We start from the raw sequence: 22,859 nt of genomic DNA on the forward strand, positions 1-22,859 counted from the left end.
CGGCGGGCAACGGTCCGGGCACGATGCCTGGCAGTCCGGTCTGCTCCGGGGTGAGTGGCTGGTACTCAGAGGTCAAAAGCTGTGTGGCCAACCCGGCCGGATACCGCTGATCAACCTGGTCGGGCTCGGCGATCAGGGACTGAAAGATCTCCCGATCAGAGGGGTGGGACGCGGAATGCTCAGTGGGTGTTGCGGACACGATAAATCGATCCTTCCTTCCATCGCTTCTGGCATGAGCACCTGCCGAATCGACAATGCAGTCGGTGGTTGCTGCGGCGTCATCGAGCCAGATCTCTGCTACCGCTCTGGATGGTCGTACTGCCCTCTAGTCTAGGTCGTCGATCAAGCGGTCAACACCGAGGTGTCGCAGACCGACATCTTGTGAGATCAGCAACAACACCGACCCGTCGCGGGCCGGCTTGTGGTCGGCGAGAACGCCCTAGAAGCTGATATCTGCGCTAAAAGTAGGAAAGACTTAGCATTTGTACATACAGTCGCTATATTTGCCAAAAAAAGATAGGTGAGGCTAAGCTTGCCGTGAGCTTTGAGTATTCACCATCAACCCGCCGGATACGATCCCGTCGAGAAGAGGTCACCTACCGTGCAGACCGTCGAACACGCACCGAGAACATCACGCAGTGGCCAGCGCGCCACACTGGCAGCCCTGCTAGCCACCCTGCTGTTTGTTATCACCGGTTGTGGCGGTCAGGCTAGTGGCACCGTTGATGTTGGCCAGGCCCTGGACAACGCTCAGTTCATCGACAACCCCAAGGATTACGAAGGCCCCACCACCGCGCATTTGGCCAATTCGGCGATCGACCCGATCGCCACCAACCCACAATCCCAGTTGCCGGTTACCGTCACCGACGCCCAAGGCACCCAAGTCACCGTGACCGACACCTCCCGGATTCTGGCGGTGGACCTCTACGGCACCGCCTCTCGGACCGTCTATGAGCTCGGCCTCGGCGATCATGTGGTTGGCCGCGATATCTCTTCGGGTTTTGCCGAGATCGCCGAAAAACCGTTGGTAACCGAAAACGGGCACGATCTCAACGCCGAAGCCATCCTCGAGCTGGCTCCGACCGTGATCATCACCGACACCTCCCTCGGACCCTGGGACGTGATGTTGCAGATGCGCGATGCCGGTATTCCGGTGGTTGCTATCGACTCCAAGCGCGATGTCGACACCGTTGACGAACTCACCATGCAGATCGCCGAAGCCCTGGGCGTACCCGAAGAAGGCCAAAAGCTCGCCGAACGCATCCAAGCCGACACCGATCAGATGCTGGCAGAAATCCAGCAGTACGTGCCCGAATCCGACGACGAGAAGTTACGCATGATGTTCCTTTACGTCCGTGGCCAGGCTGGGGTCTACTACATCTTCGGGCCCGGCTCCGGCACCGATTCGTTGATCAAAGGTGTCGGTGGGATCGACGTGGCCGATGAGATCGGCTGGGAGGGCATGATGCCGATGACCGACGAAGCGATCGTGGAAGCCCAACCCGATCTGGTGTTGATGATGACCAAGGGGCTCGAATCGGTCGACGGAGTCGATGGGTTGATGACTGCCGTGCCCGCTCTCGCACACACTCCCGCCGGCAAAAAGCGCCGGATTGTCGACATGTCCGACTACGAAGTGCTCTCCTTTGGCCCCAACACCGCCGGCATCCTCGAAGCGCTCGCCGTGGCCATCTACGCACCCGACTCCGCAGGTACCTCCACCGACGAATCAGGTACCTCCACCGAAGAGTAGAGCCTGCCCATGAAGACCCCGGCTACCCAGACGACTCCGGCAACTCCGCTGTACTTCGCCCCGTATCAGACCGTGGGCGATAACGTCGACACCGGCCTGCTCAGCTCCGCTGCCACCCGCACAGTGTTGCAGAGCCAGTCCCACGGACGCGCCCGCTGGCTCTTCGTGGTGCTCACGGCCTTGCTTATCGCCCTGATCCTGCTCTCAGCCGGGATCGGTCAGATGCAGATCGCACCGCTAGAAGTCATCTCCTCGGTGCTTCGAGGGATCGGGATCGAAACCGGCATCGAATCCGAGCACACCTACTACGAAGCCGCCCTATGGGATGTGCGCTTCCCGCGGGTGGCACTCGCCGTGATCGTCGGCGCCGGACTGGCCACCGGCGGGGTACTGATGCAGGGCGTGTTCGGCAATCCCCTGGCCGAACCTGGCATCGTCGGGGTCTCCGCCGGTGCGGCTGCCTTCGCCTCGGTGGTCATCGCCCTGGGCCTGAGTGTCTTCGGTGCCTGGACTTTGGTGTGTGGCGCCTTCATCGGCGGGCTGCTCGCCACCACCCTGGTGTATCTCACCGCCCGCAAAAACGGTCGTACCGAAGTGGTCACCCTGATCCTCACCGGCGTTGCGGTCAACGCGGTGGCCGGAGCCCTCACCGCGGTGATGACCTTCATCGGCGACACCTCCGCCCGCGAAGAAATCGTCTTCTGGCAACTGGGTTCGCTGAACGGCACGCGCTGGCAAGACATCTCCGTCGCCGCCCCGGTGATGCTGATCGGTATCGGGGCCTGCCTGTTCTACACCCGCCAGCTCGACTTACTGGCCCTGGGTGAACGCCAGGCCCGCCACCTGGGAGTCGATGTGGAATCGCTACGCCGACAGATCATCATTCTCGTGGCAGTCATCACCTCCGCGGCTGTTGCCTTCTCCGGCATCATTGCCTTCGTGGGCCTGGTGGTACCCCACATCATCCGCATGATCGTCGGCCCCGGCCACCGCGTGCTACTCCCCGCCTCGATCATCGGGGGAGCGGTGCTCCTGCTGGCAGCCGATTCTGCTGCGCGCACGATCATTCCCTACGCGGATCTACCGATCGGAATTCTGACCGCTCTGGCCGGTGGACCGTTCTTCTTCTACTTGATTCGTCGCACCCGACGTGGCGCCGGGGGGTGGAACTAATGACCCACACTGCTCACGGTGCCCCCATCCGGAACTCCCGGCCCAACCATCGCGCCCCGGTGCTGGTTGCCGACAACGTGTCCGTGACGATCGGGGAGCAGTACCTGATTGACCACCTGGACTTGGAGGTCTACCCCGGTGAAGTCGTCGCACTAGCCGGTCCCAACGGTGCCGGAAAATCGACGTTCTTGGCCACGCTCACCGGCGATACCACCCCGAGCGCCGGCACCGTGACGCTCTACGGAACCGAGCTGTCCGAGCTGCGCCCCGCCCAGATGGCCCGATTGCGCGCGGTGCAACTCCAAGAAAATCGGGTCGCCTTTGCCTTTACTGCCAGTGAGGTCGTGCGATTGGGTCGAGCCGCCTGGGCCGGCACCGGTGAAGAAGCCCGTGACGATGCCGTGGTCTACGAGGTCATGCACGCCACCGAGGTCACCCCACTGGCCCAGCGCGCCTATCCGCAACTGTCTGGAGGCGAAAAAGCTCGCACCACCTTCGCCCGCACCCTGGCCCAAGAGACTCGGATGCTGCTCCTCGACGAGCCCACCGCCGCGATGGATATCCGCCACCAAGAACACGTGCTATCCCACGTCCGCCAACGCGCGAACGCCGGAGCAGCCGTGGTGGTGGTCATTCACGATCTGTCGGTGGCCGCAGCCTACGCCGACCGGATCATGATGATCAGCAATGGTCGCCACATCCGCACCGGAACCCCGAAGCAGGTGCTGACCGCACAGCTGATCACCGAGGTCTACGGTCATCCGGTCGATGTGTTGCAACACCCCACCAACGGGGAGCTGATCATCGCCCCGGTCCGTGACCGCCCCCGACGCTCAGCACTATCACCCACACCATCACCTACGACATCTGGAAGTCGCACTCATGAAAACTCATTGTTTCACTGAACCTCGCACGCTGGCCCACGCTGGGCGTACCGTGCGTACTAGCCTGCCGGCTCACCTGCTGGCGGGCCTGCTCGCTGTGGTCATCGCTGTGGCCTGCCTGGCTGGAGTCATCGGCCACCAGCTACTGACAGCCTCCAGTGCCTCTGCCGCCCCGCAGGTGGCGATCTCCGGACTGGACGGCCAAGCCAAGGTGCGCGCTAGTGGCATCACCGATATCACCGTCAGTGGCCGGGGCTTCCAGTCACTGCAGGGCGGGTTCGGCGGCATCTACGTGGCCTTCGGCTGGGTGGATGATCCCCGCGGTGGCTCGTGGAAACCCTCTCAGGGTGGAAAGACCGGCGTGAACTACATGTACGTCCCCGATACCGAGGCCAAGGATAATAACGGCTACCTGCGCTTTGTGACCTTCCCCGGCTCATCCACCGCTTCGGCCGCTAACGGCGGAACCCTGGCCGCCGACGGGACGTGGAAGCTCACCATGCGTACCCCGGGCGCGAAGTTCAACGCCGTGGACCGTCAGGGCAACCAAAAAACCGTGGACTGCACCAAAGTCACCTGTGGGATCATCACCATCGGCGCCCACGGCGTGCACAACCCGTCCAATGAATCCTTCACTCCGGTCGAGATCGTCGGTGCTGCCGGCGACACCGTCTCGGTGAGTGTCGATGACTCCGCTGCAGCCGCCAACCGCAGTGCTGCGGGTCACCACACTGGCGGTGGCGGCCAGGCCGGAACCGTGGAGAACCCTCAGCAGGCCGCCGTCGATGCGGCTGCGGCTGATCTGGCCAACGGACAGCCAGCTGAACAGGATGAGGCCGGCGACTCCGCCGGCGCTGTAGACGCCGGACAGGCAGAAGAACTGACCGACAACACCGCTGAGGCCAACGCCGCCTTTGCCACCGTCGGGCTACAACAAGAGGCCATCCAGGCCGGTCACGTGCTGGGCTTCACCGGGCAAGGTTTCCAACCGGGCGAGCAAGTGGTCGTCACCCTGGGCGATGGTTCTTCTGGAGCCGGCCCGTTGACCGCCGGTGCAACAGGAGAAGTAGCCGGAGCGATCCCGATCCCCGACGATGCCAGTCCGGGCACCCACACGCTACGACTCACCGGCGCCTCCTCGGAACAAACCGTTGAAGCCCAATTCACGGTCGCGGCCAACGCCACCGCGACCTCGGCCGAGAACTCCAGCTGGTGGTCCCCGGCCTTCATCACGGTCTTGTGTCTGGCCGCGGCCATCCTGATCTTTGTCATCGTCTGCGTCATCGTCTCCTTGGTCAAACGCCGTCGGGCCCGAGCAACTGTCTCCGAGCAGCGTGACCAATCTGACCCATACGACGAATACGACCAGCAGCACGATGTCGATCCAGAACCCGAACTGGAGGAATATGATGACGCCACCCAGATGACCGAGGAGATCTCGGCCAGCCAAGACCCTTACGCCACCGTGCCAGCCGCCTCGCCAGCAGCGGCGCCGGCTGAGCGTCTCTCGGGCGGTGGACGCCACCGCCACCTCAGCTCCTCGGACCGGTGGTGAGCCATGGCTAACACCACCCCAACCCGGCAAGCCACTCGGCGCTGTCTGCGCAGACTCGGTGCACCACGACGCGCGTCGGCGGTGACTGCATTGTTGACGGCACTGCTGTTGGTCCTAACCGCATTGCTCAGCGTCCCGCTGGCCGCCAGCCCCGCCATCGCCTCACTCGATGACTCATCGGACGCCCAGGGGTCCTCACGTCGCCAGGTCGATATTGGCGTCGAGATTCCCGAGGGCCTCAACGCCCGGGTCACCCCCGACCAACAAGGCAATCTCACCATCGACAACGCCCAGTTACGGTGGGGGATCAACGTCGAATCCAACGCCGGTGCCTTCTTCGGCGGCTGCAATTGGCTGCAAGCCGGAAAGGCCGGCAACTGGGGCCGGTCCGAGGTCTGGAGCAACGACAGGTTGTTCAAGGTCAAAGAGGGCAATGTCCGGATCGAAAAACGGCTCGGCGCCACACAGTGGACCACCCCCACCTGGAAGAACAAATGCCAGGATCTCACCGGTTCGACACCCCGCACGGTGCTGACCAACCCCGCAGAAACCGGCACCCAGGCCGAAGTCGTGATCGATGGTGGTCAAGGCCACTACGATGCCACCACCGATACTCTCCGGATCAAGTGGAAGGGGAGCTTTACGGTGGTGTTCTACGGCGGGATGACCTACTGGTGGGCCACCGACCCGGTGCTAGAGCTCACCAACGGCCAGGGCACGCTCACCGCGGACCTGGGTGGGTACGGCGCGGACATGTACGACCTGTCCAAATGGACGGTGCTGGAAACCCACAAAAAGGTGCCCATGGCCACCATCAACTCCGTGTCAATGAAAACCGACCCACAGACCAAACAACTCAACGGGTTGACCACTACCCCTCGCTACCGCGGGGTGAAAGTTGATGTTGCCGCGGTGGGTCCCTCCAATCCGCAAAACCGCAACGAACCCAACTGGGGTTCTTTCCCCCAACAGTTCGTGGACTTCCAGGTCCTGACCGGTCAAGCCGGCTACTGGTACACCACAGGTGGGCTGCGTGACCCGGCCAAACCCCCGACTCCGATCACTGTCTCCTTCGACGCCACCCGCCCGATCTCGTCCGGCAGCGCCACCGAGGTCCCCCCACAGCTGACGGAACCCAGTGAGGCGACCCAGCCGCCCGCGCCCCAGGCACCGTTGCAGACCGTCAGGAACCCGGCCGGTAGCGCTCGGGTCCCCTCAGCCGGCTGGGCCTCTCCCACCGGGCCCTCGACCACCGCCAGTTACGAACCGCTGGATCTCAGTGCGCTGCTGGCCGCCATGGGTCACCCGGCCGCGCCAGAAGCCACTGGACTCGCCGATGCCAACGCGGCCGCTCAAGCCGCCGAGGAAGCCAAAACTTCCTACGGGCAGCCCGTAGCCGCCCAAGACATTGACTGGCTGGGAGGCAACTTGATCCCCGACGACGTCGCGCAATTCATGCAGGATCACCGCGAAGCCTTCCTGTGGGCGCTGGCCGGACTGCTGGTGATCGGCGCCGGCACCGGTCTAGCCTTCTGGCGCGGCTGGCTCGTACTGCCCTGGAAAAACTGACCCTGCCACCACCACAGTCCCCTTTCCTGCCAACCCTTCAACCGATCAATCCATCAACTCACCACGCAAGGAGAGACATGCAGAACAAGATCACACGCCTGTTGGGCGGTGTCGCCGGTATCGCGCTATTGGCCGGTGGCCTGACCGCCACCGACGCCAACGCCGATCAGAACCTCCCGGTCAGCGACGTGCAGTTTAGCTGGGCCGTCAACGAAGAAGCCGGTGGCGGTGCCTTCTTCGGTGGCGCCAACTGGCTGGTGGCCGGCGAGGTCGGCAATGTGCACGGCGATCAGAACCGCGGTGCCACCGTTTGGGATGAAAAGAAGGACGCCAAGTACTTCACGAATCGCGACGGCAACGTCACCATCACCCGCCCGGATGCCCAGGGAAACCAGGTGCCAGCCACCTGGGCGGCCCGGAATTTTGAATCCATCACCGCCGATGGTGAGCCTGCCGGAAACCGTTTGAAAACAGCCCCGGGCTCCTCTTCCTGGAATCAGGCTAATATTGCCGCCGGTTCCGGCACCGTTGATCCCGAAGGCGAGAACGCCGAGATCTCCTGGGACGGTTCCTTCACCACCGTGTTCTATGGCGGGATGACCTACTGGAGCATCAACGATCCGAAGCTGACCGTCACCAACGGCAAGGGCGAACTGACCGCGACCCTGACCGGTTACGGCGCTGATATGTACGATCTGTCCAAGTGGGTCAAGCTCGATCCGATGTACAACGCTACCGTGGCCACCTTCTCCGATGTCGACGTGACCGAGACCGGGATCGAGATCAAGCCCGATTACCTGGGCGTTGCGGTTGAGGTTGAAGCCAACGGCCCCTCCAACCCGCAGAAGCGGGAGGGCAAACACTGGGGTTCCTTCCCCCAGGATACAGTGGACTTCAACGTCGGCACTGGCCAGGCCGGGTACTGGTACTCCACCGGCGGCCAGGTCGACCCCAAGAAACCGGCCGCCCCGATCTCGGTGTCCTACCCCAAGGTGGAAGCCCCGGCCCAGCCGACCCCCGAGCATGAAGATTGCACCACCGCCGGGGCAGCTGACGGTGAGAACACCGAATGTGTCGATACCGATGTGACCATCCCCGATGCTGATCAGAACCAACCTGGCCCTGGCAACCCCGGCGGACCCGATGAAGGCCCCGGCGATGGTGACGGTGATGACACCCCCACCGGCGCGTTCAAGTTGACCATCGAGAAGAACCAGACCTCCCTGGGCCAGGGTGAAGTGGATCAGGCTGGTGGGGTGGTGGCCTCCGGTCGCCTGCCCGAGGCCACCGTGCTCGATACCCGCTCGAACTCTCAGGGCTGGAACGTGACCGGACAGGCCTCGGCCTTCCAGAACGCCGCGGGAACTGAATCCTTCGGCGCAGCCGCCCTGGGCTGGGTGCCGCGGGTGACCCAAACCGGTCAGACAGCACGAGCCGGTGCCGAGGTGAAGCCCAATGTGGAGAACGGTTTGGCCGCCAACCGCACGCTGGCTACCGCCACCGGCGCCACCGGTGAAAAGACCACCCTGGGTGCGGAACTGAACCTCAACGTGTTGCAACAGAATATCCCCTCCGGTGGGAACTACCGCTCGGTGCTGACCGTGACCGCCATCGCGAAGTAGCCCAGCAGAGTATTACACCACCCGACAGCCTCGGTGAGGTGTTGTGCCCCACGGGGTCGCACCTCACCGAGGCCTCGGATCCTTTTTCACCACCCGGAGCACCATGACCACCCGCCTGACTGTCCCCGCAGCCGTGATCACCACCCTGTTATCAGCGCTGCTGTGCTTGATCCCGTACACCCCCACCGTTGCCACCGCTGCCACGCCTGAAACCCCTGCCTCGGCTGAGATCCCTGCTACCGACCAGAGCCTTTCCCCGGATCAGACCGAGACCTGGGGGATCGCCCCGGCAGATAACGACTACGGCACCGGTCGCAGCTCGTTTGCCTACCAGGTCTCTGCCGGTGAGACCATTGAAGACCAGATGGTCGTGGTCAATTACGGCGCCGAAGAGCTCACCCTCAACACCACCATCGCCGATGCCGAAACTTCCGTGGATGGCACACTGTCCCTGAAAGAACCCGCCCAAGAGCCCACCGGCCTGGAAATCTGGGGCACCGTGGAGACCGAGTCCATCACCGTCGCCCCCGGCGAATCCAAGACCGTGGCCTTCACGATCGAGGTCCCCGCTGATGCCACACCCGGAGACCACCTGGGCGGAGTGGTCACCTCCCGGCTCTCGGAAGGCGACGGCCAGGTCGCAGTCAACCACCGGCTGGCCTCCCAAATCAGGATCACCGTCGACGGCGAGATCGTCCCGGCGCTGGAGATCAACGAGATCAGCATTGTCGATGCCCCGGTGGCCTGGATACCCTTCGCACCTGTGGAAGCCACTGTGCGGTATGAAGTCACCAATACCGGCAATGCGCTCACCCGGATCAACCCCGACAACTCGGTCTGGCTGGGCGCCGTCCATGAATCCGATGCCACCGATCAAGACTCCAGTACCGTGCTGGAACTGATGCCCTCCGGCACCGGGATCGTGGAAGAACGAGCCACCATCTGGCCGATCGGCTACCATCACGCCACCGTCAAGCTCACCCCAGAAGCCGTCTCAGGTGCCCTGGGCGAACCCGTTGAAGCCAACGGATCCGGGATCATCATCCCGTGGGGTACCCTGGTGGTGCTTCTCGTCGTGAGCGGAGGGATTATTGCCTACGTGGTGATCACCCGCCGACGCCACACCCAGCAAGCCGATCCAGCCAAGCCTCAGTCACCCCGCCAGTAAGGACTCCACCGTATGGCCTCTTCCCAGCGTTCAACCACCGTGCGGGATCTGCTCTTCGGATCCCTCGCGGTGCTGATTCTGCTGATCATCGTGGCCTTCGGTGTGCTGGCTTTCCGCCCCGATTGGGCCACGAAACTCGGCATCGGCCCCACCACCGGCCAGGATCCGGTCGCGGAGATGACCGACGCTGACAAAGCCCAGGCTTCGGCAACCATCGCCCCGATGGCCGCCGTCGATGCCCCGGGTGCCGAGTCCACTGCTCGCGATGCGACTCAGACACCAGACAAGATTGACCCCGACTGGCTACACGCCGTCTCCGAGGCCACCGGGATCCCGCCCCGGGCCCTGTCGGCCTATGCAAGCGCCGATCGACGGGTCCGCGAGGAACAACAGTGCGCGGTGGGCTGGAACACCCTGGCCGGTATTGGCTGGATCGAGTCCCAGCACGGCACTCTGCAGGGTGGCTCGGTGGCCGACGATGGCCGTGTCACCCCCAAGATCTACGGCGTCCCCCTGGACGGCACTGGCCATACCGCTCACGTCCCCGACACTGACGGGGGAGAACTCGATCAAAACGAGGTGTACGATCGCGCTGTCGGCCCGATGCAGTTCATCCCCGAGACCTGGGCCCGTTGGGGTGCAGACGGTTCGGGCGACGGCGTGGCCGACCCTCATCAGATCGATGATGCCGCCTATACCGCCGCCCGCTATCTGTGTCACTCTCGCGCCGGGCTCGAAGGCTCTCAAGAGTGGATCGCAGCGATCCGGTCCTACAACAATTCGGTGCACTACCAAGCCGACGTGGCCGCCACCGCCGAACGGTACAGGGTAGCAGCCGCCGAGATCACCGCCAGCTAGTTCTCCACACACGTGGGACACTCGCCGGCTTTCTCCACCGTTGCCGCGCTACGGCTACCCTGGCTGGCAACGATCTCCTACCGTCATCGGTATGACAGCTCAGTTCCCTCCACCAACCCAGCCGGCTCATCCAGTCCAGCCGGATCACTCGGCACCTGCGGATCAGGATACCGTCACGCCCGCCGCTGAGTTGCTCGATGCCTTCCACAACACGGGCGATCAACTCCGCGACCAGCTCGTCACCCTGTCGCTGACCGACCAGGCTGATGCCATTGATTTGCTGGCTGCTGCCGAAGATCTCACCCGCACTCTGGACGGGATCAAAGCCACACTCACCGCCCAGCTGTCCGCCCTGCGTATCGAGGCCGAAACCGCCGACAACATCCCGGCCTTACGCCGTGGCTCCGGGCTCGGCGCCGAAATTGCGCTCGCCCGTCGCGTGGACCACCGTACCGGAGCCAAGCTACTGCGTGCCGCCCGGACACTGGCCGATTCTCTGCCCGAGGCCTTGCACTCCATGACCAACGGGGGACTGTCAGAAGCCGCCGCCCTGACCTTGGTCCGTGACACCCAAGGAGTCGATGCTGACCACCGTCGCACCATCGATCAGCACCTGGCCGGCGACTACGCGACGCTGACCCCAGCCGAACTGGGACAGCGCGCTCAAGCCCATGCCCAGCGCCTCGATCCCGAGACCATGGATCGCCAGGCCTCCACCAACCGCACCAAACGCAATGTGAAAACCGGCCCCGCTGGTCCGGGATGGGAACGCTCAACGCTTATCTTCCCGCCGAACAAGCCGCCGCCTGCCACGCCACGCTCCAACGCGACGCCCGCCGGATGATCCGTACCGGCGAGGACACCCGCAGCGAAGAACAACTTATCGCCGACCTGCTGGTCGAACGTCTCACCGGCCAATCCTCCGCCCCGGCCATCCCCGTCCAGGTCAAACTCGTGATGACCGACCGTACGCTCTTTGGCACCGATGACACCGTGGCCCGTATCCCCGGGGTCGGCACTCTGCCGGCCTACATCGCTCGGCAGTGGGTTGCGAACCCCGAGGCCAACGTCCTGCTCAACCGGTTGTTTACCGCCCCTCAGACCGGCCATTTGGTCGCGATGGAATCCTCCGCCCGACTCTTTCCTCCCGGGCTGAAAGAACTCATTCGCCTGCGCGACGATCTCTGCCGCACCCCGGGTTGCGAGAACCCCATCCACGAACTCGATCACGCCACACGCTTTGCCGACGGTGGCCCGACCTCCTTCGCCAACGGCCAGGGACTGTGTCGGGTGTGCAATCAGACCAAAGAAAAGAAACACTGGAAACACCACTCCACCGTCGCCGACATGACCGTCGAAACCCCGACGGGCCACCGTTACCGACGCCCTACCCCGCCAGTGCTACCCGGCCTCGACCTCTCCGATCCCGATCCGCCAGCTCCCGATCCGCCAGCTCCCGATACCCTGATCCCGCTGGAGGCAATCGAACATGGACCGGATGACGTCCCGGACCCTTTTAGCACCGACGGCCCGCCACCGTTCTAGGCCCACCGCTTGATGGCCCACTTCTCCAACAGACCCAGTAACGCATCGGTGATTTTGCCAATCACCGCCAGCAGAATGATCGCCAGAATCAGTCGGTCGGTCCGACCGTTGTTCTGCGAATCCGTGAGCAAGAAGCCCAGCCCCATCGAGGAGGCAATCAGCTCGGCAGCCACGACGAACAACCACGCCTGTGCCAAGGCAAGGCGTAGCCCGGAAAAGATCGACGGCACCACGGCCGGCAACTGGACGGTGCCTAAGAGTCGCAACCCGTGATAGCCGAAGGCTCTGCCGGCCTCCACCAGCTGTGGGTTCACGTGTTTCAGAGCCGAAAAGACCGTGGTGAACACGGGAAAGAATGCCCCAATGGCGATCAGCGTGACCTTGGAATTCTCCCCGATCTGCAACCACAGGATCAACAGGGGCACCCACGCCAGTGACGGCACCGCCCGGAGCGCGCCCAGGATCGGGGACAGCATCGCCTCAGCCCATCGGTTTAAACCCAGCACGGCCCCGAATACCAGCCCCAATGCGGCACCGATGCCGAAACCAAGGAGCACCCGCTGCAACGAGATCAGGATGTGAAACCCGAGATCGCCACGTTCTGCCAGCACCACACCGGCATCGATGACCTGGAACGGAGAAGGCAGCTGTACCGGGTTGAAGACCTCGGCGGCGGTGACACCCCACCACATCAGCAACAGCCCGACGGGCACGATCAGCCCGAGCACAACCCGCCCCGCGGTGGTGCCCAACCACCAGGAGCGCCCGCCTCGTTGATCCCGTGGCTTTTCTGCGTGACCCGACCGAACCCTGGCCCCTGCTCCCGAACGGTCAACGCTGAGGGTCTGACCAGCCTGACCAGCGGTTTCAGGGGTGCCGGCGCTACCAGAGCGACCGGAGGCCGATGCTGACGATGTTGATGTCGTGACAGTTTTTGTGCTGTGAGTGCTCATCAGTGATCAGTGCTCTTCTCAGTGGGTGCAGTCTCCCCGGTGTGCTGATAGTTGCCAGCATGCTGCGCCTGCTCGGCAAACCGGGGCTCAAAAATCTCGTCCAAAGCGGTCTGAATATGTTCGGGCCGATCAACATCTGCGGTTTCGACGAAGATGGGGCCGATGGTGCGCAACACCGACAGCTGATCCGGGCCAGGCACCGGTGAAATATCCAGGTTCGAACGTTCAAAGATCACCGTTTCGGCCACCTCGATCTCGATGCCGGCCTCCTCGGCCAGAATTTCCGCGGTTTCCTGGGGATGCTCCAGGGCCCACTGTCGGGCCCGCTCATAGGTATCGACCACCAGTTGCGCCCGGTCAGGATGGTCCTGAACAAACTCCTCGGTGGCGTTGAGGAAGTTGTAGGTGTTCAGCGCCACGTCCCGATACATCAGCTGTGCCCCCTCGGCTTCGGCCCCAGCCATGATCGGATCCAACCCGGCCCAGGCATCCACCGACCCTTGCTCCATGGCCTGCCGGCCATCGGCGTGTTGCAGATTCTGGATTTCCACGCTTGCTGGGTCCACGCCGTGCTCTTGCAGAGCTTGAATCAAGAAGAAGAACGGATCGGTGCCACGGGTGGCTGCCACGGTGCCCCCGGCAAGGTCTGCTACCGAGCTGATGTCGGCATCCGCTGCAGTCACCAGCGCCGACCATTCCGGTTGATTGGTGATGGCAATGGTCTTGACCGGAGCCCCATTGGCACGGTTGAGCAAAGAGGCCGATCCCGCAGCCGACCCGATATCGATGGCTTCGGCTCGCAGGTTCTCGTTGGCCTTATTCGAACCGGCTGAATAGACCCACTCCACTGAGATCCCCTGATCGGTCAGTTCATCTTCGAGCCAGCCCTGATCTTTGATGATCAAGCTCAGCGGAGAATACGTCGCGTAGTCCAGGGTCAGCGTGTCGTCAGGATTATCGATGGACCCCGATCCTTCACCGACCAGACAGCCGGACAGGGTCACCGACAGCGCAAGAACGCTCGCAGTGGCCACACCACCGCGGAGAAACTGGAATGTCATCGTCCTGCCCCCGCTGTGTCGGTGGTAGCGCTCGATTCGGTCACGCCCAGCCCTTCGTACAGATGCCGGGCGAGGTCGACGAGTTCTGGGGTGGAGAGATCCCGTGGCCGGGCACCGGGAACCTGGCAGATCTCCTGCACTGTCGCTCCGGGCTGCCCAGACTGGTCCGAGCCCAGCAACATGATGTGATCGGATAAGTGTAGGGCCTCATCCACGTCGTGGGTGACCAACAAGATCGTGGTGTTGGTGGCAGCATGCACATCCAGTAATAGCTGTTGCATGTTGATCCTGGTCAGCGCGTCCAAGGCGCCGAAAGGCTCGTCCAGTAGCAACACTTCCGGGCTCCGTGCCAGCGCCCGGGCCAGAGAAGCGCGCTGGGCCATACCTCCGGAAATTTCTCGAGGCCGGTGCTTGGCCACCTGCCCGAGCCCGACCAGCTCAAGGAGTTCGGCCACGCGCTCGCGACCGGCCCGCCGACCGGTGCCACGGGGTAGCCCGAGCGCTACATTGGCGGCAATGCTACGCCACGGCAACAGTCGGGGCTCTTGGAATCCGACAGCGGTTCGGGGGTCATAGGCTACTACCGTGTCGCCACCGATCAGCACGTGCCCGGTGTTTTCGGTATCCAGGCCCCCCACGATGCGAAGCAACGTGGATTTTCCCGATCCGGAGGCTCCGATGATCGATAAGATCTCCCCGGGAGCAACCGTGAACGACATATCGCGCAGAATGGTGCGTGTCCCGGCGTCGGTGGTAAAGCTACGCCCGACGTGGTCGAAGGTGACCGATAGTTGTGAACCGGACGCGAGTTGACCGTAGGTACTGGAAAGGGGTTGACCGGAGGCACCGGCGCCGGGGGTGGACGAAGCAACAGAAGGCACGTACATCACTCTCCATCGTTCCTGGCGTTAGCACCCTGCTGATTCACGTCAATGTGCCAGTCGAAGCAACAGACAATTGTGTCTAACGTGTCGGGGTTGCTGCGGTGTCAAAGAGCCAGATCTCTCAACCGCTCTGGATGGTTACGTGCTTATCTAATCTTTTCGTTTCTCCGCTTGTCAAAATCGGGTGTCATAAAAGACCCCGAGCAAACGCGGTCTGGGATCTCATCGTGGTGAAACCGCGTTCGTCGGGGTCTTGATCGGGGAGTTCAAAGCTCGGGAAATTCCAGAGCGTTTAGGCGTCGTCTCGGTGACGCCACCGCACCAGCAGGATGCCCACCAGCAACACGATCGCGCCACCCACGCCAGCCCAGAGCAACGAGGAGGTACTGCCGGTCTTGGCCAGTTCATCGTCAGCTACCTGGGAGTTGTGCTCACCGTTGTTGCTGTCTGGCTCGGCCTGGTCAGTGTCATCCACCTCTGCCGGGGCATTGACCGGCTTGGCGACATCCGAGGTCGCGGGGCTAGATTCGGTGTCTGCGGGCTCTTCACTGGTCTGGGCAGGGGATTCTTCCGGTTCGTGTGTGGGGGTTTCTGCGGGGGTTGGGGGCTGCTGGGGCGTGGCTTCGGGCGACGTCTCAGAGTCTGCCGGCTCCTCGGCTGGGGAACTGGACGCTACGGCCGGCTGAGTCTCGGTCCGGAAACTCAGCTCCACCTGGTCTTCGTGCCCGTGTTGCCGGGCGGTGACGAGCAAGATCGCCTGAGAGCGACGGTGTGACTCGGGGTGTACCGGCAGAGTGACGAACCGGTGTTGGGAGACGTGGGATTGTTCCAGTGTCCAAGTCACGGTGTCTTCGTCAGGAGAATCCGCAGTGTGCGCTAGGTAAATCTCGTCGCCGTGCGCCACGCGTTGTAGGTCGAGCGGTTCGCCGTCTTCATTGGTGTAGGTGTACTCCAGGCCGGAGTCTGACTCAGCCGACAGGGCCAGATGGCCTGATGCGGCGTCGATGGTCACCGGCCCCAGCAAGGTCTGGTCTGACGCATCACGGTCGGCAGGAATGAGAAACTCTTCGGCGTCCACCTGCAGGCTCCCCGGGGCCGCCGCGGTACTCTGATGCGCCTGAAGATCAAGTCCCGAGGCCTCTTCGATGAGATAGTCGTAGACTGCCCGCACGTGATCCACCGAGTTCTCACCCAAATCGGCGCTACGGTTTGAGGCCGAGACGGTCTTGTCTTCCAGCGTGATCTCGTCGGTATAGTGCCAGATTGCCGCCTGGGTGGCAGCAATGGCCTCGTCGCTGGCCAACTGGCTGACTCCGGGTACGTTGGCCGCCAGCTCCTCCAGTTCCAGGGCCGGGTAGGAATTCTGCACGATCCACCCCACCCGCAAAGAGGTGGAGGCATCCCGCGTGTGCTCCGGGCCCGGGGAGGTTTTGGCGAAATCGTCCCACCGATCTACGGTGCCGATAGAATCGATCAAGGTCGCTTGCGAGATCTCCAAACAGTAGGCCGGAATTGTCTCGCCGTTGATCTCAACCTGGAACAGGCCGGTGGCCACCGTCCGGGGGTTGCTCCCGTCGGCCTCAGTGGTGTGCACGCGGTAGCCGGGTTCACCGTGGCCGGTCAGTGTGGTGGAATCACCCACATCAAAGTCCGGGACCGAATGCCATGAGGCCGTCTCGTGTGAGCCGGTATCCCGCCAGACGCCGGTGAATCGTGTCTGCGTGATCTGGTGGTCGGTGACAGTGGCGTGGGCGAGATCCGGGGAAGCGGTCATCGCCACGGCCACACCCAGCGTGGCCCCGGTGGTCAGCAACCGGGTAGGAATCAGAGGTGTTGAGCGTGCGTTCACAGCGAGTTTCCCTTCAGCAGAGATGTATCGGACGGTGTTTACGCTAGGAGCCGGTGGGTTACCCCGGGCCGGGACCGAACTAATCTGTGGATACAGCCTGCGCTGTGGATGAGGCTTCGCATGGATCGAGCCCGATATGCTATGCGAGCCCTGATGCAGCCGATCGGCAGGTCACGTCGCTGATTGGCGCCTGAGCGATCATCGGTTACAGTGGATGCATCAATCGTTCAGAGCGCCCGAGAAACCTCGCTCGTTGACGCCGCAGTAATCGCCTGTTCTTTCGGGAGCGGGCGCTCATGCCAACAATGATGGAGGCATTACCGGCTGTGAGTTACGCACATTTTTCCCGTCAGTTTCGGCAGCTCTTTGACGAGATCGGCCGTGGTGATCGCGCGCGAGAAGCCGGGCGACATCTTCCGATCATTCCGCTCGAGCAGTTGCGCGATGCCGGGCTCGGGGCCGTTACGGTGCCCCGACAGGATCCGCAGCAACCGGTCGCGAGCTTCGAGACGGTGCTGCGCCTGATGATGGATCTCGCCACCGAAGATGTGAACGTCGCCCATATGTGGCGATCGCATGTGGTGTTTATTGAGTATTTGCGCGCGGTGACCACCTCGTCCGAGATGCAGCAGTGGTGGCATCGGATTGACCAGGGCGAGTGGGGCGGTTCGGCGTTGTCAGCCACGATGGATCAGGTCTCCCAGCCCACCACAGTCAGCGCCGATGAGGTGGGCAACCTCACCGTGTCGGGCACCAAGTACTACTCCACGGGCACGCTGGCCTCGACCTGGACGATGGTGGGCGTGGATCGTGACCATGATTTGGCGCTGAAACGAGCCCGTCAGCGACGCCGTCATGGCGAATCGGGGGTGCGCGTTGAGGATTGTCTGTCCGCGGTGGCCGTGGTTGCGGTGAAACAGCCCCGCGTGCGAGTCCGTGATGACTGGGACGGTTTTGGGCAACGGCTGACTGCGACCGGATCGCTGATCATGAAAGACGCTTTGGCCGAGGCGGTCTATGACCGGCCGGGTGATTCCCGGCGGGGTATTCTCAACGTGATGCTTGAGGTCACGTTGCTGGCCCTGCAGGCCGGTATTGCCCGGGCGGCGTTGCGCGATGGGATGGCCGCGTTGCAACAGCGCACCCGCGTTTTCAACACCTCGACCGGGTCCACCCCGCGCGAAGACGATCAACTGTTGGGGATTGTGGGAGAACTCTCCGCCAAATCAGCGCTGTGTGAGCAAGCGGTGCGCGCGATCGGTGCGCAACTGGATGAGGCCGTGGTAGCCCAAGAGGCCACCGACGCTGGTCGTCAAGAGACTCAGCCCGGTTCCGGGTGGATCGAGACGCTGGTGGCCTCCCAGCGGGCAGCGATTACGGTCCCGTCACTGGCGTTGGAGGTCTGCACCGGTATTTTTGACGTGCTCGGGGCCTCGGCGACCTCCACCGGTTTGGCCCTGGACCGGCACTGGCGCAACGCCCGGACCCTGGCCACCCATGATCCATCAGTATTCAAGGCCAGGATGGTCGGTGACTGGGAAGTCAACGGAACCGTGCCCAGCACCTATTTGGCGCAGAACCGATAGCCCCAGCAGCACGCCCCGGTAGCAACCGGTCTCCACTCGCACGGCGGTTTGCCTCAGCCACATTCTGTCGAAAAGCCCCAGGTTAGGTGATGGTCTCGTCCCATCCAGAGTGGCTGAGAGACTTGGCTCGTTGACGCCGCAGCAACCCGTGGTCCACGGTCCGTGCCCGGGTGCTAATGCCAAGACCGATGGAAGGAGTATCTTTCGATGTCGACCACCCCTGAAACCGGCCAGAACGGCGAGTGCGAGATTTTCTTCAACGCTTTCGACATGAATTGCGTGGTGCACCAGTCCCCGGGGCTGTGGCGCCACCCGGAGGATCACGCCCGGGAATACAACACGATCGGCTACTGGACCAAGCTGGCCCAGATCTTGGAAAAGGGCCTGTTCGATGGGCTATTTATTGCCGATGTGCTCGGTCCCTACGACGTCTTTGAGGACTCACCCCGGGCAGCGCTGAATTCCGGGGCCCAAGTGCCGGTCAACGACCCGTTCTTGCTGGTCTCGGCGATGGCCGCGGTGACCGAGAACCTCTCCTTTGGGGTCACCGCCGGTACCGCCTATGAGCACCCCTACCCCTTCGCTCGGCGACTGGCGACCTTGGATCATCTCACCGACGGCCGGATCGGGTGGAACGTGGTCACCGGGTATCTGCCCTCCGCGGCCCGCAATATGGGCAATGTCGATCAGATGGAACACGACGAGCGCTACGATCACGCCGATGAGTACATGGACGTGGTCTATAAGTTACTCAATGGCTCCTGGGAGCTCGATGCGGTGGTCGAGGATCGTGGCACCGGGGTGTTCACCGATCCGACCAAGGTGCATAATATCAACCACCAGGGTCGGTACTTCTCCGTTCCCGGCACCGCGGTCACCGAGCCCTCCCCGCAACGGGTGCCATTGATTTTCCAGGCTGGTGCCTCCACCCGAGGTCGGGCGTTTGCCGGTAAGCACGCTGAAGCCTCCTTCATTAACTCGCCCACCCCACAGCTGATGAGCGCGACTGTGGAAAAGCTACGCCAGGCGGCAGTGGATGCCGGCCGTGACCCCTATGATCTGCGGATCTTCGCGATGCTGACGGTGATCACCGCAGCCACCGATGACGAGGCCCAGGCGAAGTTTGAAGACTACGCCAGCTACGCCGATGTGGAAGGCGCCCTGGTGCTGATGTCAGGCTGGATGGGCTTGGACCTGTCCACGTTCGATCTGGACGAGCCGCTGGGTGAGGTGGAATCAAACGCGATCCAGTCCACGGTGGAGACCTTCAAGCAGGCGTCGGGAGATGACGGGGAGTGGACCGTGCGCAAAATGGCCGAATGGGTCGGTGTGGGCGGCTTCGGCCCGGTCATCGTCGGCTCCGGCGAGACCGTGGCCCGGAAGATGATCCAGTGGCAGGATGAGACCGATATCGACGGGTTCAATTTAGCCTATGCGGTCACCCCAGGCACCTTCGAGGACATCGTCGAGTACGTGGTGCCACAGCTGCAGAAGCTGGGGCGGTACAAGACCGGCTACGCTCCGGGCACGTTGCGTCAGAAGCTGTTTGGTCAGGGCGATCACCTCAATGAACGCCACCACGGTTCCCAGTTCACGCCGGGATCTTTGCAGCGCTAGGACCGCCAGACAGCAAACCGGCAGGGCCTCTCCCGCTGAGGGAGAAACCCTGCCGGTTTTCTCATGCCGTGTGGGACTCAGCGAGCCCCGGCCCAGACTGGCCCTTACTAATCAGGGCCCTTACTGGTTGCGGTCCTTCTTGGGCACCTTGGGTAGCGGGGCCGAGCTAGTGCGGGCAGCCAGGGTACCGTGCTTGGCCCTGGGCTCGATCGTTTCCAGATCCAGGTACGGATCGCGCATGACCGGAGCCGGTTCTTCGGCCTCGGGCTCGACGACCACATCATCGGTGTTGAAGTCATCGTCGGCGTCACGACGGGCGTATTCCTCCGGTGGCAGGACTTTCTTCCACTCGCGAGTCCGGATCTGGGGCAACTCACCGGCGTCCTCACGCAGGGCGCGGTAGAGCGCGTACATCTGGAAGTAGCCCATCACGAAGAATGGCAGACCGACCAAGATAATGGTCTGTTCCAGTGCAGTCAGACCGCCCTCAGCGGAGAAGACCAGCAGGGTGGCGGTGATCAGACCGATGGCCACCGCCCAGAAGATGCGCTGGCCCAGCGGGTTGTAGTCCTCGTGACCGTTGGCCATGGTGTCGGTGACCAGTGCGGCCGAGTCGACCGAGGTAATGAAGAAGATCACCACGAGGATGATGGCCAGGATCGACATCGGGTAGGACCACGGGTGGTGTTCCAGGAAGGCGAAGAGCGCGCCGGGGATGTCTCCCTCGTCGACCACGCGCTCGACCAGGCCACCGTCGCCATTGAGCTCGATATCGAAGGAACCGTAGCCGAAGATACCGAACCACAGGATGGAGAAGGCCGATGGAATAGCCAGCACACCGAGCACGAACTGACGCACGGTGCGACCCTTGGAAATGCGGGCGATAAAGATTCCGACGAACGGCGACCAGGTGATGGTCCAGGCCCAGTAGAACACGGTCCAGGTGTTCTGCCAGCCGGTATTAGCGAAGGTGTCGTTCCACAGCGCCATTTCGGGCAGGTTGTGCAGGTAGCTTCCCAGGGACTCGAAGGTACCGCGCAACATGAACAGGGTCGAACCGGTGATGAGCACGAAGATCAGCAGACCGATGGCCATCACGATGTTGATGTTGGAGAGCACTTTAATGCCCTTATCCAGCCCCAGCGACACCGAGAGCAGAGCCACACCGGTGACCACACCGATAATGATCAGCTGCCAGCCAGCCGAGTTCGGCACACCGAAGCGCTGACCCAGACCACCGTTGATCTGCAGGGTACCCAGACCGATGGAAACTGCAACACCGAAGACGGTACCAACGATGGCCACCACGTCGATGAACTTACCGATCGGACCGTGGATTCTTTCACCCAGAATGGGCTGGAAGATCGAGGACACCCGTGGGGGCAGGTTGCGTTTGTGAATGAAGTAGGCGAAGCACAGTGCCGGCAGGGTGAAGATGGTCCAGGTGTGCAACGTGAAGTGATAGAAGGTGAAGTTCATCGCCTCCACGGCGGCCTCGTCGGTACCTGCCTCAATGCCCAGCGAGGGGCCACGTGGCGGATCACCGAAGTGGCTGACCGGTTCGGCCACACCCCAGAACATCAGAATCGAACCGATACCGGCCGCGAACAGCATCGCGAACCAGGCTAGACCGGAGTGCTCGGGCTTTTCGTCATTGGGGCCGAGCTTGACGCGACCGAACCGGCCAAGCGCGATGTAGATCAAGAACCCCAGGAAGACGGTCACACCTAGGACGTAGAACCAACCCAGGTTGGTCAGCAACCAATCGGAGGCGGTGGAGACTGCCCCGCCCAGTGGCTCGGTGAAGGCGATGGTGGCAATCACGAACAGAATGATGATCCCGGCGGAGGAAAAGAAAATCACCGGGGATGTTTTCAACTTTAACGCGTCGTGCAATTTGGTCAACATCGGTGCCTAAGCACTCCTGACAAGGTTGAGTAGATGATGAACCGAGCCATCGGCCACGACCCAAGGGCGGGTATTCGTCGTCTCAGGCACGTTCAGGCCCTGGTTTTCAGGGCTGAGCTATACGATACAGAAGTAGGTGTTAAATGCAAGTGAATTAGGTGATATTGATGGTGACTCATAGATGAACAACGGCGTGACGGAGCCGTTATGACGACGTAACACGGGAGGTCTCAGGTTCTGGTGTGCTGTTGCTCTCGAGCATCACAACCGAGCCCGAACCCCCGCTCATTGAGGGATCCAGGCCCGGATATGACGGTGTATGACACGGCGGGTGAACGCCGGTGGTCATCATGAGTTGGCGTGTGCACCGCCGGACGGCTTGGTGGTCTTGGAGGTGGAGTTCGACGTCGAGTTGGACGTGGTGTCGGAATCAGCGGATGTGCCGGTGTTCTCGGACTGGGCGGTCTCGGAGGTGTAACCGGTGGAGCTGTCGACGATGCCGGCGGCGGTTTCAGCAGCGTCGCCCAGAGCCGGAGACTTTTCCTTGACCACACTGGTCACCTTGGAGGTCACATCGTGTACCTGTTGCTGGGTCTTGGGGTCGGTCCAGAATTCCTGGGCCTGGCGGGCGATCTCCTCGGCCTGCTTGCGCCCCTCGCGGGAGCCCAAAAAGTACCCCGCGGCAGCACCGGCACCGAAGGTCAAGATGTTACGAAAGCTGAAAAGACCCATGTCATTCTCCTTTTTCTTCACCCGAGGTGGGGGTGATACGAAATGGTGGACACCCGATTTTCAAGCGAGGGTGCTCTCACTTCGATTCTTCCCTACGGCTGTAGCAAGGTCAATGTTCGACGTCTTCCCAGGACACGCAGGG

At 62.6% G+C, this 22,859-nt stretch carries 18 protein-coding genes and 3 riboswitches; of the genes, 12 read left to right on the top strand and 6 right to left on the bottom strand.

Annotated features, from left to right (window positions below; translation table 11 throughout):
• Positions 1–215: 215 nt before the first annotated feature.
• Positions 216–316: riboswitch (SAM riboswitch) on the bottom strand.
• A gap of 285 nt (positions 317–601) precedes the next feature.
• From DCC24_RS06655 to DCC24_RS12650, 10 genes are all read left to right on the top strand, one after another.
• Complete coding sequence (locus tag DCC24_RS06655) at positions 602–1,753, top strand: hemin ABC transporter substrate-binding protein (RefSeq protein ID WP_110099143.1); 1,152 nt, start codon at positions 602–604, stop codon at positions 1,751–1,753.
• Positions 1,754–1,762: 9 nt separating this feature from the next.
• A complete protein-coding gene (locus tag DCC24_RS06660) occupies positions 1,763–2,926 on the top strand; it encodes an iron ABC transporter permease (RefSeq protein ID WP_110099144.1) in 1,164 nt (387 codons plus the stop codon).
• Positions 2,926–3,831, top strand: coding sequence for a heme ABC transporter ATP-binding protein (locus DCC24_RS06665; RefSeq protein ID WP_110099145.1), 906 nt, complete (start codon positions 2,926–2,928; stop codon positions 3,829–3,831). Before DCC24_RS06660 ends, DCC24_RS06665 begins: the two co-directional genes overlap by 1 nt.
• Positions 3,809–5,365, top strand: a complete 1,557-nt coding sequence (locus tag DCC24_RS06670; protein ID WP_110099146.1) for a hypothetical protein — start codon at positions 3,809–3,811, stop codon at positions 5,363–5,365. The genes DCC24_RS06665 and DCC24_RS06670 overlap by 23 nt, the downstream gene beginning before the upstream one ends.
• A 3-nt stretch (positions 5,366–5,368) precedes the next feature.
• Positions 5,369–6,934, top strand: coding sequence for an HtaA domain-containing protein (locus DCC24_RS06675; protein ID WP_110099147.1), 1,566 nt, complete (start codon positions 5,369–5,371; stop codon positions 6,932–6,934).
• A gap of 77 nt (positions 6,935–7,011) precedes the next feature.
• Positions 7,012–8,556 (top strand): HtaA domain-containing protein, encoded by a 1,545-nt coding sequence (locus tag DCC24_RS06680; protein ID WP_110099148.1) that lies wholly within the window; start codon positions 7,012–7,014, stop codon positions 8,554–8,556.
• Between the two features lie 103 nt (positions 8,557–8,659).
• A complete protein-coding gene (locus DCC24_RS06685; protein ID WP_110099149.1) occupies positions 8,660–9,724 on the top strand; it encodes a WxL protein peptidoglycan domain-containing protein in 1,065 nt (354 codons plus the stop codon).
• A gap of 12 nt (positions 9,725–9,736) precedes the next feature.
• Positions 9,737–10,582, top strand: a complete 846-nt coding sequence (locus tag DCC24_RS06690; RefSeq protein WP_233492008.1) for a lytic transglycosylase domain-containing protein — start codon at positions 9,737–9,739, stop codon at positions 10,580–10,582.
• Between the two features lie 91 nt (positions 10,583–10,673).
• Entirely contained in the window at positions 10,674–11,426 is a 753-nt protein-coding gene (locus DCC24_RS06695; RefSeq protein WP_110099150.1) for a DUF222 domain-containing protein, read from the top strand.
• A complete protein-coding gene (locus DCC24_RS12650) occupies positions 11,345–12,127 on the top strand; it encodes an HNH endonuclease (RefSeq protein ID WP_110099151.1) in 783 nt (260 codons plus the stop codon). Before DCC24_RS06695 ends, DCC24_RS12650 begins: the two co-directional genes overlap by 82 nt.
• Here the strand turns inward: DCC24_RS12650 and DCC24_RS06705 are convergent.
• The 4 genes from DCC24_RS06705 to DCC24_RS06720 all read right to left on the bottom strand — a co-directional run bounded on the left by DCC24_RS06705 (position 12,124) and on the right by DCC24_RS06720 (position 16,874).
• Positions 12,124–13,080 carry an ABC transporter permease gene (locus DCC24_RS06705; protein ID WP_110099152.1) on the bottom strand — a complete coding sequence of 319 codons (957 nt, stop codon included), beginning with the start codon at positions 13,078–13,080 and terminating at the stop codon, positions 12,124–12,126. The genes DCC24_RS12650 and DCC24_RS06705 overlap by 4 nt on opposite strands.
• Positions 13,080–14,141, bottom strand: a complete 1,062-nt coding sequence (locus DCC24_RS06710) for an aliphatic sulfonate ABC transporter substrate-binding protein (RefSeq protein ID WP_110099153.1) — start codon at positions 14,139–14,141, stop codon at positions 13,080–13,082. The genes DCC24_RS06705 and DCC24_RS06710 overlap by 1 nt, the downstream gene beginning before the upstream one ends.
• Positions 14,138–15,028 carry an ABC transporter ATP-binding protein gene (locus DCC24_RS06715; RefSeq protein WP_110099154.1) on the bottom strand — a complete coding sequence of 297 codons (891 nt, stop codon included), beginning with the start codon at positions 15,026–15,028 and terminating at the stop codon, positions 14,138–14,140. Before DCC24_RS06715 ends, DCC24_RS06710 begins: the two co-directional genes overlap by 4 nt.
• Positions 15,029–15,031: 3 nt before the next feature.
• Positions 15,032–15,166: riboswitch (SAM riboswitch) on the bottom strand.
• Between the two features lie 151 nt (positions 15,167–15,317).
• Positions 15,318–16,874 (bottom strand): Cys-Gln thioester bond-forming surface protein, encoded by a 1,557-nt coding sequence (locus DCC24_RS06720; RefSeq protein WP_110099155.1) that lies wholly within the window; start codon positions 16,872–16,874, stop codon positions 15,318–15,320.
• Positions 16,875–17,200: 326 nt separating this feature from the next.
• On the opposite strand from DCC24_RS06720, the gene DCC24_RS06725 reads away from it, so the two are divergent.
• On the top strand, positions 17,201–18,460 hold the full coding sequence (locus tag DCC24_RS06725) for an acyl-CoA dehydrogenase (protein WP_233487992.1): 1,260 nt from the start codon (positions 17,201–17,203) through the stop codon (positions 18,458–18,460).
• A 97-nt stretch (positions 18,461–18,557) separates the two neighbouring features.
• A riboswitch (SAM riboswitch) is annotated at positions 18,558–18,655 on the top strand.
• 12 nt (positions 18,656–18,667) lie between these two features.
• Positions 18,668–20,077 (top strand): LLM class flavin-dependent oxidoreductase, encoded by a 1,410-nt coding sequence (locus DCC24_RS06730; protein WP_110099156.1) that lies wholly within the window; start codon positions 18,668–18,670, stop codon positions 20,075–20,077.
• Positions 20,078–20,197: 120 nt separating this feature from the next.
• On the opposite strand, the gene DCC24_RS06735 is transcribed toward DCC24_RS06730, so the two are convergent.
• Both DCC24_RS06735 and DCC24_RS06740 read right to left on the bottom strand, forming a co-directional pair.
• Positions 20,198–21,985, bottom strand: a complete 1,788-nt coding sequence (locus tag DCC24_RS06735) for a BCCT family transporter (RefSeq protein ID WP_110099157.1) — start codon at positions 21,983–21,985, stop codon at positions 20,198–20,200.
• A gap of 348 nt (positions 21,986–22,333) precedes the next feature.
• Complete coding sequence (locus DCC24_RS06740; RefSeq protein ID WP_110099158.1) at positions 22,334–22,717, bottom strand: YtxH domain-containing protein; 384 nt, start codon at positions 22,715–22,717, stop codon at positions 22,334–22,336.
• Positions 22,718–22,859: the final 142 nt, after the last annotated feature.

It is taken from the genome of Auritidibacter sp. NML100628, from assembly GCF_003185985.1.
Taxonomy (GTDB): domain Bacteria; phylum Actinomycetota; class Actinomycetes; order Actinomycetales; family Micrococcaceae; genus Auritidibacter; species Auritidibacter ignavus.